We start from the raw sequence: 16,236 nt of genomic DNA on the forward strand, positions 1-16,236 counted from the left end.
TAAATCACTGCTAAATCTAACGAATCCGTTGACACCTCATAAGCAAAGTGATAGATTTGTTTTAGGAAACGTTTCCGAAAAAAATATAGATTTCCGAATATATGCTGAATTTATTTATTTTTAATACATCTAAGGGGATGGAATAGATGAAAGCACTAAGATGGCATGGCCAAAGAGACTTGCGCTTAGAAAATATTGAAGAACCGACTGCTAAACCGGGTAAAGTGAAAATTAAGGTCGAATGGTGCGGTATTTGCGGCAGCGACTTACATGAATATACGGCAGGACCAATCTTTATTCCTGAAGGTACACCACATCCAATCACCGGGAAAAAGCTCCAATCGTAATGGGACATGAATTTTCCGGACAAGTTGTTGAAGTAGGTGAGGGAGTAACTAAGTTTAAGGCTGGCGATCGTGTTACTGTCGAGCCAATTTACGCATGTGGTCATTGTGAGGCTTGTAAAGCTGGTTTTTATAACTTGTGCTCCACAATGGGATTCCTCGGCCTGGCAGGTGGCGGTGGAGGTTTTTCCGAATATGTAGCTGCTGATGAAGTTATGGTTCATAAAATTCCGGACAATGTTTCTTATGAGCAAGGTGCATTGGTGGAGCCTTCCGCTGTTGCACTTCATGCTGTCCGTCAAAGCAAGCTTAAAGTCGGTGACAAAGCGGTTGTATTCGGCGCTGGCCCAATCGGTTTGCTCGTTATCGAGGCTCTTAAAGCTTCCGGCGCATCAGAAATCTATGCAGTAGAGCTTTCTCCTGAACGTAAACAAAAAGCAACGGAGCTTGGTGCGATCGTCATCGATCCGAAAGAATATGATGTAGTCGAAGAACTTCATAAACGTACAAATGGTGGCGTAGACGTTGCTTTCGAAGTTACAGGTGTTCCTCCAGTGTTTACTCAAGCACTGAACTCGACAAGAATTGGTGGCGAATTGATGATCGTCAGCATCTTCGAGAAGAAGCGGCTCTCCATCCTAACAATGTCGTTATGAAGGAACGCAGTATCAAAGGTATCATCGGCTACCGCAATGTGTTCCCAGCCGTAATCAGCTTAATGGGTCAAGGATACTTCTCGGCTGATAAGCTGGTAACTAAGCGGATCAAACTCGATGATGTTATCGAGGAAGGCTTTGAAGCCCTTCTAAAAGAGAAGAATCAAGTGAAGATTCTCGTTAAAGCAGAATAAGAGATTTATAAATAATTTCATATAAAGCCTGTATTGACGATGGTTTCCCTGTTCTAAATCGGGGGCCATCGTTTTTTTTGGCGATATCTTCTATTGACTAGAAGGCAATTATTGAATTAGCTATTAATGAGAGTCAAAAAATCCGATTTTCAGCACCGAGAAGGTTGTATGAAGCTAGGGATTGAGGAGCGGAGCGTACGTAGTTTGTACGTGAGTACCGGAAAGCCCGGCTGAATTCAAGATTCAATGTCGAGATCGCTTCCTGAGTTACTACGTGATCAAAAGGGGACTTTTTGACCACTTCTAGGAACGTACATTCTTATTTTCTGTGATATACTGAATCATACAATAAATTAAAGGAACGGACTCCAAGTTGCGTTAGGAGGAATTTTATGTCACTTCAATTCATAATCGGCCGTTCGGGCAGCGGCAAGAGCAGTATGATACTGGATGCAATCACCGATGAGCTGAGATCAAATCCGATGGGGGCGCCGCTGATTTTACTTGCTCCTGAACAGGGACCTTCCAGATCGAACAAGCTATTCTAAATACTCCTGGATTGCAGGGGACGGTACGGGCTCAGGTTCTGGGTTTCCGTCGTCTTGCCCTGCGGGTGATGCAGGAGACGGGAGGTTCTGCGCTTGTACCGATCAGTGAGGAAGGCAAGAAAATGTTGCTCTACAAAATCGTCAGACGCCATCAAGATGAATTGAAGCTGTTCGGGAAGTCAGCCGATCAGCTCGGTCTGATTGAGCGCATGAATGATTTATATACTGAATTGAAGAAGCATAATGCCGATTTCTCACGCTTGGAGGAGCATATCGATCTATTGGATAGCACCTCAAGAACCTCATCATTGTTAAAAGATAAGATGAGCGATCTGAGTATTGTCTTCCATGAGTTCGATACGGAGCTGTCTAAATTTTATATTGATGCAGAGGACCATGTGTTCAAGCTTGCGGAAGGGGCGGGAGAATCGTCCTACTTACGCGGTGCGAATATTTGGATAGATGGTTTCCAAACCTTCACCCCGCAGGAATATTTAGCGCTTAAGGCGCTTATGAAGATAGCCTCCAGTGTTACGGTAGCCCTGACCTTGGATCGCGCTTATGATGACGGAATGTCGCCACATGAGCTTAATCTGTTCTATCCAACGGCGGTTACATATATGAAGCTTCGCGAGTTGGCGCTGGCAGCAGGTATAGAGGTTAAGGATACTGTGTTGCTGGATAACAGACCTTACCCTAGATTCAAGCATAGCGACACGCTCTCTTATCTTGAGTACGCCTATGAACGTCGTATTCCATGGCGGGAGGTACTGCGCCCGGAGATATGTCCAGATCGCTTCTCATGTATGGTTCCGTAAATAGATTGGCCGAGGTAGAGGGAGCGGCGCGTGAGATGGTGAGACTGGCTCGGGATGAGGGTGCTCGGTGGCGAGATATGGCTATTTTTGTGCGGAATTTGCAGGATTATGAGCATGTGATTCGTCCCGTGTTCGCCGATTATGAAATTCCGTTCTTTATGGATAAAAAAGCAAGCATTCTCCATCATCCATTCATGGAGTTCATTCGTGGCGCGCTTGATGTGGTACTTAGGTTCTGGCGTTATGAGGATGTGTTCCGCTGCGTGAAGAGCGAGTTCCTTCTTCCTCTGGATGGCAGCCTCACACGTGAGGATATGGACGTATTAGAGAACTATGTGCTCGCCAGTGGTATTCAGGGCTATCGCTGGTATGATGGACGGCCGTGGAAGAGTGCCCCGAGTCTGTCGCTGGAACTGACGCAGGATGCGAACGGCGAGGGGATGGCCGCTAACAGACAGCTCCGTCGCCTAGAACAGTGCAGGAGCTTGGTTAGTACACCTCTGTCTGCCTTTGAGAAACGGCTTAAACGCTCAGGGAATGTGCGTGAGATGTGTGCAGCTGTCTATCATTTGCTGGAGCAGATCGAGGCGCCGCAGCGGCTTGATACGATGGCTCATGCCGCGCTTGTACAAGGCCAACCGCAGCTTGCGCTGGAGCATCGGCAACTTTGGGACGCTGTGCTGGGATTACTTGATCAAATCGTAGAGATGATGGGCGATGAGACGCTAGAGCTTGAGATGTTCTCTGGCATATTGGAGACAGGGCTGAAGGATCTAAAGCTAGGCCTGGTTCCGCCTGCCTTGGATCAGGTGTTGGTAGGGAGTACGGACCGGACGCAGACTAGCCATGTCAGACATGCCTTCCTGCTCGGGATTAATGAAGGAATTATGCCTTCGAATCTTCAGGAGGAAGGGGTGCTTAGTGACCAGGAGCGTGTGCGTCTAAATGAAGTCGGACTTGAACTGGCGCCGGGAATGACGCGTAGGCTACTCGATGAGAGATTTCTGATCTACGGGGCTATTACCGCGGCCAGCCATTCATTATGGCTTAGTTACCCCATCGCGGATGAGGAGGGCAAGCTGCTGATTCCATCCGAGGTCATACGCCAGATTAAGAGGATTTTCCCGGATTTGCGGGAGGGTTATCTGAGCGGGGGACTAGCGGAAGCGAACCACTAGACAACCCGTTAGAGTATATACACCGACCTCTTCCTACTTTAACGAACTTAATTGCGCAGCTGCGGAATTGGAGGTCAGGCATAGAGGTATCTCCGGTATGGTGGCATGTACTTGAATGGTACAGATCTAAGGAAGAGTGGCAGGATACGACGAAGTTTCTGCTCGGCTCCTTGAACTATCGCAATCGTGCTAACGGACTTACCCCTGCAACTAGTCACAAGCTATACGGTAAAAGACTACGGACAAGCGTATCCAGAATGGAGAAATTTTCGGCTTGCCCGTTCTCACATTTTGCAGCTTACGGTTTGAAATTGAAGGAACGACAAATTTACCGACTGCAGGCACCGGACATTGGCCAACTATTTCATGCTGCACTGAGCATGATGGCGCTCAATTTTAAAGATCAGAACCGGAGCTGGGGTAGCTTAACAGCCGAGGAGTGCTTACAGGAGGCTGAGTCTACGGTAGACAAGCTGGCTCCTAAGCTGCAAGGGGAAATTCTGCTCAGCTCGCATCGCTATGGCTATATTACACGCAAACTGAAAAATATCGTCGGTCGCGCATCTATTATCCTAGGTGAGCAGTCACGCCGCGGTAGCTTCGAGCCGATTGGTCTAGAGTTGGACTTCGGTCCAGGACGTACATTGCCGCCGCTCACTTTTGAATTGCCTAATGGATGTGTTATGGAGATCGTAGGTAGAATCGACCGCGTAGATGTGGCAGAGGGCGATCAAGGCTTGCTGCTGCGCGTCATTGACTATAAATCGAGCCAGACAGATCTGAGGTTGCATGAAGTGTATTACGGCCTATCCTTGCAGATGCTTACGTACTTAGACGTACTATTATCCTCTGCCGAGGCCTGGCTTGGAGAACCTGCGCTGCCTGCAGGCACGCTCTATTTCCATGTGCATAATCCGCTGCTGCAGAGCAGTAATGGTATGAGCGCCGAACAGGCGCAATCGGAGATGCTGAAGAGGTTTAAACTGAAGGGTCTATTGCTAGCTGATCGGGAAGTGATCTCCAAAATGGACAATGAACTGGAAAAAGGGTACTCGGATATCCTACCGGTCGCGGTTAAGGCGGATGGTGGTTTCTACAGTAGTGCGGCCGTAGCTACGTTAGAGCAGTGGCAATCACTGCTTGGTTCTGTACGCACTATTATTGCGGATATCGGCACGAGTATTACCGATGGCAACGTAGATATCGCTCCTTATCGGCTAGGCAGCGAGACTGCGTGTACTTACTGTTCTTACCGGTCGGTGTGCCGATTTGAAGGCAGTCAGGAGGATAACGGCTATCAAGTGCTGAGTAAGCCGGGTAAGAATGAAATTTGGCAGCTGTTTGATGAGCTGGGCAGAAAGGATGAACGAGAATGAGTATACCGAAGCCGCAAGGAAGCTTCTGGAGCGATGATCAATGGCGTGCTATTACGCTGACGGGCGGGGATATTCTCGTCGCGGCGGCAGCTGGTTCAGGTAAGACGGCGGTGCTGGTTGAGAGAATCATCCGCAAGCTGTCTTCGCGGGAACATCCGCTTGATGTCGATCGTCTACTTGTCGCTACGTTCACCAAGGCGGCTGCATCGGAGATGAGGGGGCGGATTCGCGAAGCGCTGGAGAAAGAGCTGACGCAGGATCCTAACAATGAGCATCTAACACGACAGCTGGCCATGCTTGGCCGCGCTTCGATTACGACGCTGCACTCCTTCTGTATGGAAGTGATCCAGCGCTACTATACTCTGATCCCGCTTGATCCAGGCTTTCGGATTGCTTCAGAGAGCGAGACGGCACTGCTCAGGCAAGAGGTTCTAGAGCAGTTGTTTGAGGACAAATATGCTTCGGCTGAGGAGGGAAATCGTTTCTTAAGTCTGGTTGACTGGTTTGGCGGCGAGCGTAGTGACGATGCGGTATTCTCCCTCGTGTTGAAGCTGTATGATTTCGCACAGAGCCATTCTTGGCCAGAACAATGGCTGAATGAAGCGGCTGAAGCATTTGCTGCTCCGGATGCCGCTACGCTTGAGAACAGCCTGTGGGTTCAAAGCATTATCCGTGATACGGAGCTCGCGTTGATCGGGGCTGTAGATTTGCTAAGGCAGGCTCGTACGATTGCTGAGTCTCCGGGAGGTCCCCAGCCATACACGATTACATTTGAGGATGATTTACAAGTGATCGGGAATTTATTGGCTGCGGTCCAGGGGCGTCCATGGTCCGAACTTTATGATGTTTTTCAATCCGCAAGCTTTGGCAAGCTGAAGCCATGCAAGAAGGATCAGACTGACCCATTGCTACAGGAGAGAGCTAAGGCGTTGCGCGAGGAAGCGAAGAAGCTGGTCAGTGAACTGCAGACCCAGCTATTCGGACGCACGGCAGAGGCCTATTTAGGCGAGCTGCAGCAATCTGCGCCGTTGATGAAGGAGCTTGCCGAGCTGATTACTGAGTTTGGGGCTCGCTATCGTGCGGACAAGACAGCTAGAGGCTGGCTTGATTTTGCTGATTTGGAGCATTATTGCCTGCAAATTCTGAGGCATCCTGATTCGAGTCCGGGAGATTTGCAGCCATCTGCAGCTGCTGTCGAGTATCAAGCTCAATATGATGAAGTGCTTCTCGATGAATATCAGGATACGAATACCGTTCAGGAGGATATTATCTCCCTGATTGCTCGGACTGCTCCTGGAAATCGCTTCATGGTTGGCGATGTGAAGCAGAGTATTTATCGGTTCCGACTTGCGGAGCCGGGTTATTCCTGCAGAAGTACCGCAGTTACGGAGATGAGATCGGCGAGCAGGGCCTTAGAATCGACCTGGCCCGGAACTTTCGCAGCCGCCAAGAAGTTGTTAACGCGGTCAATATGCTGTTTAGACAGATGATGAACGAGAGCGTTATGGAGATCGATTACGACAAGCGAGCTGAACTCGTGTATGGCGAGGGCTTCCCTGACATCGAACGTAGCGGTGATGAATATCGCCCCGAGCTGCTCTTGATCGATCGCAGCAAGGACAGTTCGACTTCTGTGACTGAAGCAGATAACGCTGACGGAGCGGATGGCGGAGGCGAGATGGAGGAATCTATTGAGCTTGAGGCTGTACAGCTGGAGGCACGGGCGATAGCGGAGCGAATCCGTAAGCTACTGGGAGAAGGCGGACGTCCGCCGATGCAAATCTATGATAAGCAATTAAAAACCATGCGTCCGGTAGGCTATCGGGATATGACGATTTTGCTGAGATCTACATTGTCATGGGCACCCGTGATGATCGAAGAGCTGCGGCGAGAGGGGATACCGGCTGCGGCTGAGCTGAGCCAGGGATATTTTCAGGCCTCGGAAGTAGATACAATGCTGTCGCTGCTCCAAGTGATCGACAACCCACTTCAGGATATCCCGCTAGCTGCTGTTCTCCGTTCCCCACTATATGGTTTCTCGGAGGAAGAATTGGCGGAGATACGCCTCGCAGCTGAGCGCGGTCATTTCTATGAAGCTGTTATGAATGCTGCTCAGGGTGAAGACAGGAATGTAGGGGTAGTGGATCTGGCTGATACCGGTTCGCAGAGCAGTTGGTCAATTGCAGAGGATAGTGATTCGACGGAGCTGGTCGTTAAGCTGCGGCGTTTTCTTAATCAGCTTAGTAAGTGGCGTGGCCGTGCCCGCGAAGGTGAACTTAGCGATTTAATCTGGGGGATTTATCGCGATACTGGTTATTTGGAATGGGTCGGTGGTTTGCCGGGAGGTTCGCAGAGACAGTCCAACCTGCGTGCGCTATATGATCGAGCTACACAATATGAATCGGCGGCTTCATCCAGGGGCTTGTTCCGTTTCCTTCGCTATATCCAGCGTCTTAAGGACAATGGAGGGGACTTGGGCGCCGCTGCATCGGCCGAAGGTCAAGAGGATGCGGTTAGCATCATGACAATTCATAAAAGTAAAGGGCTAGAGTTCCCGGTTGTATTCGTTGCCGGACTCTCTAGAATGTTCAATCGGCAGGATTTGAACGCGCCTTTTCTGATCCATAAAGAGATGGGCTTTGGTCCGAAATTTATCGACAGCGAACTCAGAGTCAGTTATCCGACCCTGCCTAATCTGGCAATCCGTAGGCGGGCGCAAATGGAGCTGTTGGCCGAGGAAATGCGGGTGCTCTATGTAGCTTTAACACGGCCGAAGGAAAAGCTGATTCTTGTCTCGTCAGTCAAAGATCTGGCCAAGTCCGTACAAAATTGGGGTGGAGTACTCGAGGTTCAGGATGAGCGGCTGCCGGACTATGTGCTCGTACGAGGACGTTGTTACCTTGACTGGATTGGTCCGGCACTGATTCGTCATGCTGGGGCTGTTGATTTACGCAGACTCGGTGGATTGCCGGAGATAACAAGCTCAGCGCTTGCTGACAACCATGCGTCGTGGGCGATTGAGCTGGTAAACGCGCAAGAGGTCGCAGTACCGGCGGCGCAGATTGAAGCAGCGGCAGCAGGAATGGACGGAGCTGTTGAGGAACCCGGCTGGAATATACAGGGGGCTGGTGAAGATGAGGACGTACCGGCGGAATCCGGTCAGGATGAGCTTGACCGACTGATTGAGTCCCGATTGAGTTGGGTATATCCTCATACTGCGGCCACTCGGATATCTGCTAAGACATTGGTGACTGAGATGAAGACGATGCATCATGTAGAAGAAAGTGCAACCAATATGTTCACCACTGCTGAAATGAAGCAAGAAATGGCTCAAAATGCAGAGCAGGTGGATTTCAAATTGCATCTGCGCAGGCCTCGCTTCATGGAGCAGGCCAAATTGACGCCAACAGAACGCGGAACAGCTTATCATACGGTCATGCAGCATTTACCTTTTGATCAAGGCAGAGATGAAGCTGTAGTAGTAGAATTGCTACAGACACTAATCGAGAAGAAGATTATGACTGTAGAGCAAGCTTCGGAGATTGATACAGCTCGTATCGCTGAATTCTGGAATAGCCCGGTAGGAGAAATGATGGACCGCGCGGACTGGATCAGACGCGAGCTGCCTTTTAGCTACGGATTGTCAGCTACGGAGGCATATCCGACTCTAGCACCTCTAGCTGAGCAATTTGCTACGCCAGCGGCGATGACTGGAGTCTATGGCGACGTGGGGATATAGCTTCTGATAGTTTGGTTGTTGATAGAGTGGACGATAGGGTGAGCGAACCCGAAAGGCTATGTGTTCTTCCAGGACTGGATGGCGAGACGGTCCTGATTCAAGGGGTTGTTGACTGTTTATTTTTCGCGGATGGCAAGCAATATTTACTGGATTATAAGAGCGACAAGGTGCTGGAGCACCGCGGCGGGGTAGAAGCGCTGGCCGAATCCTATCGATTCCAGTTAGATTTGTACGCCAAGGCGATTGAAGATATTACAGGTGTGCCGGTTGATGAGAAGTGGCTGTATTTTATCGATAGTGGCGATGTGATTAAGCTGTAGCAACAGGAGGCCAATTTTAACGAAACCTAGTATCGTTATTTGAACCTAAATAGGATCCAAAACTTTCTAACGAAACAGGGTATCGCTATTGGGTGAAAAAAGTACTGAAGAACGATGATTTTGTCCAAATAGCGATATGGAGTTTCGTTAGACTGAGAATTACCTCTTTTTGCGTCAATAGCGTGTCCCAGTTTCGTTAGAGTAATAGAGTTGAAAGGGGAGATGGGTTAGTGCGTATTTTGCATACGGGTGATTGGCATTTGGGACGTACGCTTGAGGGGAGAAGCCGCTTGCCGGAGCAGGAGCAGTTCCTAGATGAACTGGTGGCGATCTCGGAGGCGGAGCAGGTCGATGTCATACTGATGGCAGGGATGTCTACGACAGTGTTAATCCACCTGCGGCGGCGGAGTCACTGTTCTATGATGCTGCCGCGCGGCTTGCGGAGAATGGAAGGCAACTCATTGTAATCGCAGGTAATCATGATCAACCGGAGCGGGTCGCCGCTGCCTCGCCCTTAGTATCTCGGCGAGGAATTCAGCTTGTGGGCTTGCCAGCCATTGATGCGGTCAAAGTTCAGGTGCCACGTACGGGAGAAATCGCTACGATCGCGGCCTTGCCGTATCCTTCAGAATCGCGTCTGTCCGAACTGCTGGCTGGAGAGAGCGATGAGACTGAGCTACGCCTCGCTTATAGTGCGAAGGTCGGGAGATTGATGAGGCAGTTAGCAGGAGCCTATCGTCCGGACACGGTCAATTTAGCTATGAGTCATATTTACGTTCTAGGCGGCTTGGAGAGTGATTCAGAAAGACCGATCCAGGTTGGCGGAGCTTATACCGTGGACCCTTCTGCGTTGGATATCGGAGCGCAGTACACGGCGCTTGGACACCTACATCGCCCTCAGGCGGTCAAGGCGGGTGGTATGATGCGCTATAGCGGTTCGCCGCTGGCGTACAGCTTCTCGGAAGCTGGACAAGCTAAATCGGTGATGCTACTAGATATTGCTCCAGGAGAGCAGCCGATAACAAGAGAGTTATATTTAACGAGCGGCAGACCGCTTGTTCGTTGGGGATGCCGGGGTGGCCTGGACGAGGTGCAGCGCTGGCTGGAAGAAGGCAGGGACGCCAATGCATTCATCGATCTTGAGATCAGCTTAACGGAAGCAATGTCACTAGGCGATATACAGGCGCTTCGCAAAGCGCGCGAAGGAATTGTTCATATCCGTCCGGTATATCCAGGACGAGATAGGGAAGAACAGGTCTTCTCACGTGCAGGAATGCCGGTGGATGAGTTGTTCCGTCGTTTCTATCAGCGGCAGAGCGGCGGAGCTGAGCCTGAAGCGGAGCTGGTCGATCTGTTCATGTCGCTCATCGTTGAAGATGAGCAGCAGGATAGCGAGGAGGTGGAGCAAGGATGAAGCCGATCACTTTAAAATTAGCTGGATTACAGAGCTACCGTGATATCCAAGAAATTGATTTTACCGAACTGTGCGATACGGGCTTGTTCGGTATATTTGGTCCGACTGGCAGCGGTAAGTCGACACTTCTTGATGCTATTACATTGGCGATGTACGGCAAAGTCGGCCGAGCTTCGGGTGGAACGCAAGGAATTATGAACCAGGCTGAGGACAACCTATTCGTCTCGTTCACCTTTGAACTGGCGTCTGCCGAAGGGGTAGAACGGTACAGGGTAGAACGACGCTTTAAGCGGCAAAATGAACTATCCATCAGTAATACGTTAAGCCGCTTTGTGGAAATCCGTGATGAGGGCGACAGGGTAATCGCTGATAAATTGGCCGATGTTACACGCGCTGTCGAAGAGAAGATCGGTCTGAAAATGGATGATTTCACGCGCGCTGTCGTACTTCCTCAAGGAAAGTTCGCCGAGTTCCTGTCACTAAAAGGTGCTGATCGGCGCCAGATGCTGCAGCGTTTGTTCCATCTTGAGCAGTACGGGGACCTGCTTGTACAGAAGCTCAGCCGCAAGGTCAAAGAGACCGACCAGACTTTAAAGGAGTTGGAGGCGGAGCAGCAAGGCTTAGGTAACGCCTCAGAGGAGGCTTTGAAGCAGGCAGAGAGCACCCTGAAGGAGGTAGCTGAGCTTGCCAAGCTACGAAGGGAGGAGCTTGGCAAGGCGGAACGACAAGCTGAGGAGCTCGCGAAGCTGCGCGAGCTTAGCGAGGAGCGCGGCCTACGGGCGGCGAAGCTGGCTGAGCTGCGCGCGCAGGAGGCGGACATCGCGAAGCTGGAAACCGATCTGACCAGGGCGACAGCGGCTGAGTCGCTCAGGCCAACACTGGCGGCTAGAAGGGAAGCACAGCAGACTGCAGCCGCTCGTGAGCAGAGCGCTATCAGCGCTAATCAGACGGCATCTGAGGCGTCAGTGGCGGCGAGCCAGGCAGCAGAAGCGGCGGAGGCGACGAGGCTGGAGCTTGCCGCCAAGGAGCCGGCGCTATTGCTACGACTAAGTGAGCTGGAGCAGGCTAAGCGTCTGCAAACGGAATGCGATACACTGCTTGACGAGTTGAGGCAGTTGCACGCGTCGCGCGAAGAAGCGGCACATAAGCGAGAGCAAATGGGATTGGAGCAGGCGAAGGAGGAACAGCTACTGGCTAAGGCGCAGCAGCTCCAGCGCGAGCTGGAGCTGCTGCGAACGGGCTATGAGATCACCCCGGCGGAGCGGGAGCGTACTCAGGCAGCATATCACAGCGGGCAGGAAATCGTGAGATTACAGCAACAACAAGCTGCCGCTGTCGAGGAAGAGGTGGCATACCGTTCCAAAGCGGAGCAAGCCACGCTTCGTCTGCAAGATTTGGTCCATGCGCAGCAGCAGATCGAGACTGGGTGTCATGATCTGGCGCGTGAGGCACTGGAGCGGCTACAACAATTGCGGGAGTTAATCGATGATGTGGTCTCCTGTCAGCAACTTCTGACTAAACTGGAGGCTAAGCTTAAGGCTTCGCTGAAAGAACGTGAATTGCATATTTGGTCTCTTCGCCTGGCGGAGCAGTTGCAGCAAGGATCGCCATGTCCTGTATGCGGCTCAGAGCATCATCCGGGGATGGTTCTAACGGGAGGACAATCCACAGACCAGGAGACGGAACTGACGCAGGTTAGCGAACTGTTAGGGCGAGTCAAAGAACTGCAATATGAACTGTCTCGTGACTTAGACGCGGGGAATCGTCTGCTTGAACTACTTGGAGCGGATAACAGTGCAATAATGAACATGGCCACCGGAGAACTAGGGCTATCAGAATTGCTTGGTACAGCTCGTCTGGAAACAGCCGTCTCTGTAATACAATCTGCACAGGATGGAGAAGAGCAGATAGATCATCCAGATATTCTGTTGCCGCTAAGCGAGATACAACTGTCCATCGCTGAAATGAGAGAGAAGCATGGACTACTCCGTACTCAACTGCAGCAGTTGCAGCGTGACGCCCGTAAGGCGAAGGCTGATCTATCCTCTCTTATGCCGCAGCACAGTACCGCGCAATCGGAGTCAGCGGCAGCCATCGGATTGTTGGATCAATCTAGTGCACGCAACGCGTCTCTTCTCGAGGAACTTACCGTGAAGCTGTCGTCATGGCAGCAAGCCTATCCTGAACTGTCCCTCGACTCTGTCGGACAACTGCAAGAGCAAATACAGGCGAAGGACCGCCAGCTAGAAGATATCAAGCAAAGGCTTGCCAAAAGTGTCCCATATATCGAGGAAAAGTCGGCCCATATTGCAGTCTTCATCCAAGACGGTGTGGAACTAGATAAACAGCTGCTGCAATGGGAGACGCAGGAGCAAGGGAAAAAGGCGCTGTTACAGGAGAAGCAGGAGCGTCTAAATGTATGGATCGGTTCAGAACAGGTTGATGCACTGCTGGTTGAGGCGGAGACTTCACTCAAGTCACTGCGTCAATCTGCTGAAAATACTCGTAAGCTGCAGGCGGAGACGTCTGTTCGTAGCAATGAAGCGAGTACGATTGCAGCTTCTGCTAGCCAGGCGGCTGTGTCCGCTCAGGAGCAGGAACAATACTGGGCAGCGCGCTGCTCAGAGCAATTGGCTGCGTCGCCATTTGCCACAGAAGAAGAGGCTGCGGAAGCGTTAATGAGCGCGGAGCAGTCGGAAGCTAGTATACAGCGGATCAAGGAACATAGGGACAAGCAGCATGAACATGAGATACGCCTGAAAGAACTGGATGCTAAACTGAATAGCCGATTGGTGGATCAGGCCGAATGGGAAGCTTGTCAGCTTGCGTTGTCGCTGGCTAAGCAGCAGGACGAAGCGGCTCTACAGGGTAAGGCACGTGCGGAGCGTGATCTGGAGGATTTGGCTACTAGGCATGTGCGCTGGAAAGAGCTTGAGTCGAGACGTCTTGAGCTTGAGCATCAGGCCGGATTAATGGCCAAGCTGCAAACAACGCTTCGCGGTAATACTTTCGTCGAATATGTGGCTGAAGAGCAGCTGATGAATGTTAGTCATGCAGCATCCCAGCGCCTTCGCTCTCTAACGAAGCAGCGCTATTCCTTGGAGACGGATTCCGGCGGAGGCTTCATCATTTGCGATGATGCAAATGGAGGTGTGAAGCGGCAGGTTGGGACGTTATCCGGTGGCGAGACGTTCCTGACCTCACTGGCACTTGCACTGGCATTGTCTGCTCAAATTCAGCTTCGCGGCAAATATCCGTTGCAATTCTTCTTCCTAGATGAAGGATTTGGTACACTCGACCCTGAATTACTGGATACGGTAATTACTTCTCTGGAGCATCTTCATCATGATCACCTCTCCGTCGGGATTATTACACATGTCGCCGAGCTACGGTCAAGACTGGTACGCAAACTGGTTGTTATTCCAGCGGAGAACGGCGGCGATGGATCTAAGGTCGTCATGGAGAGATTATAGACATAGATTATTACGGGGATAGCGAAGGAAGATGAAGGATTGGAAGGGGTCGGTGTATGAAAATCAGGGTGTTGATCGCAGACGATAATTCATTTATAAGAGAGGGCATGCGCATTATTCTTAATTCATTCGAAGAATTTGAAGTAGTAGCTACAGTGGAGGATGGTCGCGAAGCAGTGGAATTCTGCCAAGCCAACACGGTGGACGTAGCGCTGCTGGATGTGCGCATGCCAATTATGAACGGTGTCGAGGCTACACGGCTGCTCACGGAGACGACGGAGACGAGACCTCTCATTCTGACCACCTTTGACGACGATGAATATATTACGGATGCAATTCGATTCGGCGCTAAGGGTTATTTGCTGAAAAATAATGACCCTGAGCGGATTCGCGATGCTATCCGTAGCATCCATCATGGTCATAACGTATTGCAAAGTGTTGTGCTTGACAAGCTGAAGCTAAGTCTTGGCGATCATACGTCCAGTGCGGTTGAACCGCCGATAGATATCAGTCTATTCACAGAGCGTGAGCTGGAGGTCATGTCCAGCATCGCCAAAGGGCTATCCAACAAAGAGATTTCCAAGGAATTGTTCATTTCTGAAGGAACGGTCGCCAATTATATCACTTCAATATTGAACAAGACCGGGCTTGAACATCGTACTCAAATTGCTATCTATTATTTAACGGGAAGGATTCGTTAGAGAGATGGAACTATGGAATATGGGTAATAAGCTGATCGTCTTATTATTCGTTGTCTCTGGGGCGTACTTTATGAATGATCGGCCTTCGAGATGGCTGGTATTCTATTTTCTGGTTTATATTGCGATCAATCTGTCAGCTCAGATCATTCGAAATCGCTATGCCGCACTGGCTGTGATCTGGATCGGATTGGCTTATATACTAGCTTGTTCGGTCTATATTGATCCGTATTTCATGCTGCTGTACCCGTTTAGCATTTTTGAATTGGCTTCGTATGACGGTCATAGACAGAATGGGTACTATCTCTTGCTGCTCGTACCTCTATGGCTTATCAGCGGCCCTTTACTTATGCTGTATATTCTTGTTGCCGTTCTTAGCATGATGAACTTCCTACTAATCAGCAAATCTCGTGACAAGGCCCAGAAGCAGGAGGAACAGTTGGATAAGATCCGGCACTCCCAGGATCAGCTTCGTAGGAAGCTGCATGAGAATGAGGAGTTTATGCGTGTATCGGAGTATACATATAAGCTGGAGGAGCGTAACCGCTTGTCGCAGGAAATCCATGACGGGTAGGCCATTCGATGACAGGTGCGCTTATTCAGATGGAAGCAGCCAAGCGTATTTTGCAGACTGATCAGGTATCCGCTGAGAATCTGTTGCAAAATGCTATCGGTATCTCCAAAGAGGCAATCGAGCAGATTCGGCATACGTTGAAGAACATGAAGCCTGCGCTGCAGCAACTTGGGATCCAGCGGTTAAAGACGTTAGTAGAGGCGTTCGGGGGCCATTCTGGTCTAGTTACTACTGTGGTTCATGGGGGCGATCTTGAGCTGATTACACCCCTTCACTGGAAGATCATTCATGAGAATGTGACAGAAGCATTGACGAATACGGCCAAGTACGCCAATGCTACAACGGTTCATGTAGAGGTCAGGGTATTAGGTAAAATGATTAAAGTAGTAGTGAACGACAATGGGCGCGGTAAAGATAAAATAGTGAAAGGCTTAGGACTGGTCGGTATGGAAGAGCGGACCGCGTCGGTGGGTGGGACAATCATAGCCGACGGAACCAAAGGGTTTAGCGTCACTACGCTCATTCCGCTTACTGAGAACAGCTAGGGTGAAGTTTCTCATATCGGTAAGTTTCCGCAGCAACAATACGCAAACCAACCGTAATGTGGCGGATTGTTGATAAACCGACGGCTTATAAAGTCAAATACAGCTGCTCTCCAGGCTCTAACGAAACTGGATATCGCTATATAGGCCGGAAAGGGTTAATGGAAATTGTAACGAAACTGGGTATCGCTATTTGTGTGAATTCACGGCTAAAAGAACGAATTTCTCCCGAATAACGATATGGTGTTTCGTTAGATTTAATTTGCCGCTCTTTAAGGTGAAATAACGATCTGTAGTTTCGTTAGAGTTTGCACATGAGAATATTCACCCCACTCTGGTTATGTAATTCATATAAGTACAAG

Annotated in this window: 7 protein-coding genes and 3 pseudogenes; all 10 read left to right on the forward strand. The window is 50.3% G+C overall.

Going from position 1 to position 16,236, the window contains the following annotated elements; genetic code table 11:
* Positions 1 to 146: 146 nt before the first annotated feature.
* The 10 genes and pseudogenes from RE628_RS08385 (at position 147) to RE628_RS08445 (ending at position 15,877) form a co-directional block, all read left to right on the forward strand.
* Positions 147 to 1,194 (forward strand): annotated as a pseudogene (locus RE628_RS08385) (2,3-butanediol dehydrogenase).
* A gap of 392 nt (positions 1,195 to 1,586) precedes the next feature.
* Positions 1,587 to 5,114, forward strand: a pseudogene (gene addB / locus RE628_RS29555) (helicase-exonuclease AddAB subunit AddB).
* The gene (locus RE628_RS08410) at positions 5,111 to 6,604 is read left to right on the forward strand and encodes a UvrD-helicase domain-containing protein (protein ID WP_309158333.1); all 1,494 of its coding nucleotides are present in this window, start codon (positions 5,111 to 5,113) and stop codon (positions 6,602 to 6,604) included. The pseudogene addB and the gene RE628_RS08410 overlap by 4 nt, the downstream one beginning before the upstream one ends.
* On the forward strand, positions 6,586 to 8,853 hold the full coding sequence (locus RE628_RS08415) for a 3'-5' exonuclease (protein ID WP_309158334.1): 2,268 nt from the start codon (positions 6,586 to 6,588) through the stop codon (positions 8,851 to 8,853). The genes RE628_RS08410 and RE628_RS08415 overlap by 19 nt, the downstream gene beginning before the upstream one ends.
* A gap of 38 nt (positions 8,854 to 8,891) precedes the next feature.
* Positions 8,892 to 9,173 carry a PD-(D/E)XK nuclease family protein gene (locus RE628_RS08420; protein WP_309158335.1) on the forward strand — a complete coding sequence of 94 codons (282 nt, stop codon included), beginning with the start codon at positions 8,892 to 8,894 and terminating at the stop codon, positions 9,171 to 9,173.
* Positions 9,174 to 9,403: 230 nt separating this feature from the next.
* Positions 9,404 to 10,587 (forward strand): annotated as a pseudogene (locus tag RE628_RS08425) (exonuclease SbcCD subunit D).
* A complete protein-coding gene (locus tag RE628_RS08430) occupies positions 10,584 to 14,060 on the forward strand; it encodes an AAA family ATPase (RefSeq protein ID WP_309158336.1) in 3,477 nt (1,158 codons plus the stop codon). The pseudogene RE628_RS08425 and the gene RE628_RS08430 overlap by 4 nt, the downstream one beginning before the upstream one ends.
* Before the next feature lie 56 nt (positions 14,061 to 14,116).
* Positions 14,117 to 14,761, forward strand: coding sequence for a response regulator (locus RE628_RS08435; RefSeq protein WP_309158337.1), 645 nt, complete (start codon positions 14,117 to 14,119; stop codon positions 14,759 to 14,761).
* 4 nt (positions 14,762 to 14,765) lie between these two features.
* Positions 14,766 to 15,332 (forward strand): hypothetical protein, encoded by a 567-nt coding sequence (locus RE628_RS08440; RefSeq protein ID WP_309158338.1) that lies wholly within the window; start codon positions 14,766 to 14,768, stop codon positions 15,330 to 15,332.
* Between the two features lie 8 nt (positions 15,333 to 15,340).
* Positions 15,341 to 15,877, forward strand: coding sequence for a sensor histidine kinase (locus RE628_RS08445; RefSeq protein WP_309158339.1), 537 nt, complete (start codon positions 15,341 to 15,343; stop codon positions 15,875 to 15,877).
* Positions 15,878 to 16,236 lie beyond the last annotated feature (359 nt).

Source organism: Paenibacillus sp. D2_2 (assembly GCF_031199965.1).
GTDB lineage: Bacteria > Bacillota > Bacilli > Paenibacillales > Paenibacillaceae > Fontibacillus.